This is a genomic window from Pseudoalteromonas sp. SG43-7, assembly GCF_014164295.1.
Lineage (GTDB): Bacteria > Pseudomonadota > Gammaproteobacteria > Enterobacterales > Alteromonadaceae > Pseudoalteromonas > Pseudoalteromonas rhizosphaerae.
The window spans coordinates 1-2,515 of sequence record NZ_JACJEY010000121.1 but is presented as its reverse complement, the minus strand read 5'-3'; the positions used below and the strand labels follow the sequence as shown (position 1 = coordinate 2,515).

Genomic DNA, 2,515 nt, shown 5'->3' with positions numbered 1-2,515 from the left:
ATCAGACATTATTAACCACTGTTTTGGGGAAAATAACAAGTCTTGAATTTTTGCTATTTTAATTACTTGTTTTACAAAAGTAATTATTGGTGAAATTATCAACATATGTAATATAGCCGTTTTGGTGTATTATAAACCACCAAAATGGTGTTCAATAAGCTTTTAGCTTCTTTTTGGAGAGTACATGGAATTACCCAAATTCAAGTATCACCCTGACCCAGTTGGAACGGGTGCAATTGTTGAAACTAATGAAGAATGCGAATGCTGCGGTCTTTCAAAAGGCTACAAAGCTGAATCAACAATTTACGCAATAGATGAGATAGAAATTATCTGCCCATGGTGTATATCAGATGGCTCTGCTGCAAAAAAGTTTGATGGCGAGTTTTCGGATTCACATCCTCTACTATCAAATGGTATTGATAAAGAAATCGTCAAAGAGGTATGTGAAAGAACTCCAAGTTTCATTTCTTGGCAGCAAGAGCGGTGGTTATCTCATTGTAACGACGCATGTGAATTTCATGGTGATGCTCAAAAGTCAGACTTAGAATCACTGGAAGGCGAGCAACTAGAAGCCTTCTTAAAAGAAGAATATATTTCTAAAGACCTTTGGCCTAGTATTGTTCAATCATATGTTCCGGGCAATAATTTTGCAGTTTACAAATTTAAATGTAGGCATTGTGGTCAAAATAAATTCTACACAGACTGTGACTAAAGCTAATCGGGTAGCCGGAGGTCTTTAACCTCTTGCCCCACACCACCCATCATGCACTTTTTATTAACAGAAAGTGCAATGGGCGGTTCATCTCCCGTAATGAATATGTATCCAAATATCTGTCAATGACACTAAGCCTTGTGACGCTAAGTAGTTATTGCCTAGCGCAATGTTAATTCCTTTTTTTGAGCTTCGACAAGGGCTTTCGCTTCCAAGCGCCTACTTTTGGTACTGGTGATACCACATGCTATGGCGAGTCGCTCACTAACACCCAATTTCATTAAACTGCGTACTTTGGGGCTATTCCTTTGGAAAGAGCGCCATTGCCGCCAGTAGCACATTATTACCCTACAGCGGCCGTTAGATCACATGACTTCGCTATTTTGTATTAGCTCGTCTTCCGCCTATGCCTCATATGATGTTTTTGTTCATCAGCTCGCACTTACTTTTATAAAGAATGCTAGCGGCTTCCTTCAGACTATCTCTCGCGATTTAGCCCTTGCCATTCGCGAGTGTCTATCGTTTAATAACAGTGTGCTATTTAAACGGTGATCTTCCTACAGAGGACTTTCACCTCATAAGTCAATGCCCATGCCGGGCGTACTGGAACTTAAACAGTTGGTTAGGTTCCGCTTGATGCGGCGATACGTAAATATGGAGTACGTGTGAAACATCTACTATTTTTATCTTTATCACTAATCTTAGCTGGTTGCGGAGTTACAGGTACAGCAAGTAAAACTGAGTTTCCATTGTTAACAAACGCTCCAGTATTTAGTGCTAACGTCAATTCAGTTTCAATCATAACAGATGAAAATACAGCTGATAACGAATCATATGGGGCTTTTAATTGGGGAAGTTTTGATACAGCTGACAAAAATACAATTCAGCAATCAATCTTAAATACTCTAAACCAAAATACTTCAAACGTATTAACAAAAGCTAAAGTGCACGCCAAAATTCACCGTTATTCGCAAGTTATTACAAATGCCAGTTATGCAAGCTTTGTTATTGTTGATTGGTGTTTAGAAGTAAACGGTGAAATTATTCGCGACGAAGTATTTTATGCTGGCCACAGCGATGAACTTAATATATTTACTGGAAAAACGTTAGGCTGGGCAAAAGGTCAAACCCACAAAGCAATTTCAAGCCGTATCATCAACCAGTCTATACAATCTTTATCTGATCCGTCTCTTAAAAGCGCTTACCCCGAAAATAATGTATTTTTAAATGCTAAAGATGCAGTGGCTGCTTTACCCACACAGCTTACTTCGGTTGTTGGTGCAGGTTTCTCAGGTGGTATGTATTATTATGTTGGTCCGACTACTGGTAATACTAACTTCAATCAAAAATCAGTTTACCAAAAGGTTAATTGGCAGCAAGAAATTCAGTAAGCGCAGCTTGCGTATAATCGGGTAGCCGGAGGTATATAACCTCCAGACCCCACACCACCCATCATGAGTTTTTCATTAGCAGGAAGTGCAATGGGCGGTTCATCTCCCGTAATGAATATTGATCCAAATACCTCTCAATGACACTAAACCTTGTGAATCTAAGTCATTGCCTAGCGCAATGTTAATTCCTTTTGTTTTTGGGCTTCTACAAGGTCCTTCGCTTCCAAGCGCCTACTTTTGGTTCTGGTGATACCACAGGCTATGGCGAGCCGTTCGCTGACACCCAGTTTCATTAAACTGCGTACTTTAGTGCGTGCTATTTTTTATAAAGAGCGCCACTGCCGCCAGTAGCACATTCTTATCCTACGGCGGATCCAGTGATCTAAATCCACCGTTAGCTAATTAAAATAAA

The 2,515-nt window shown here is 39.8% G+C and carries 2 protein-coding genes and 1 pseudogene; 2 read left to right on the top strand and 1 reads right to left on the bottom strand.

What is annotated here, in order from left to right; all coding sequences use genetic code 11:
• The first annotated feature begins 184 nt into the window (after positions 1 to 184).
• Together H5200_RS22940 and H5200_RS22935 are read left to right on the top strand one after the other, a co-directional pair.
• On the top strand, positions 185 to 712 hold the full coding sequence (locus tag H5200_RS22940) for a CbrC family protein (RefSeq protein WP_182762786.1): 528 nt from the start codon (positions 185 to 187) through the stop codon (positions 710 to 712).
• Positions 713 to 1,377: 665 nt separating this feature from the next.
• Complete coding sequence (locus H5200_RS22935; protein WP_182740119.1) at positions 1,378 to 2,103, top strand: hypothetical protein; 726 nt, start codon at positions 1,378 to 1,380, stop codon at positions 2,101 to 2,103.
• Positions 2,104 to 2,202: 99 nt separating this feature from the next.
• On the opposite strand, the pseudogene H5200_RS24210 reads toward H5200_RS22935, so the two are convergent.
• Positions 2,203 to 2,495: pseudogene (locus H5200_RS24210) on the bottom strand (hypothetical protein); the annotation flags it as partial.
• Between the last annotated feature and the right edge of the window lie 20 nt (positions 2,496 to 2,515).

What these genes read in the sequence shown, in the direction of transcription:
- H5200_RS22940 (WP_182762786.1), top strand. Translation starts at nt 185, where the DNA reads ATGGAATTACCCAAATTCAAGTATCACCCTGACCCAGTTGGAACGGGT.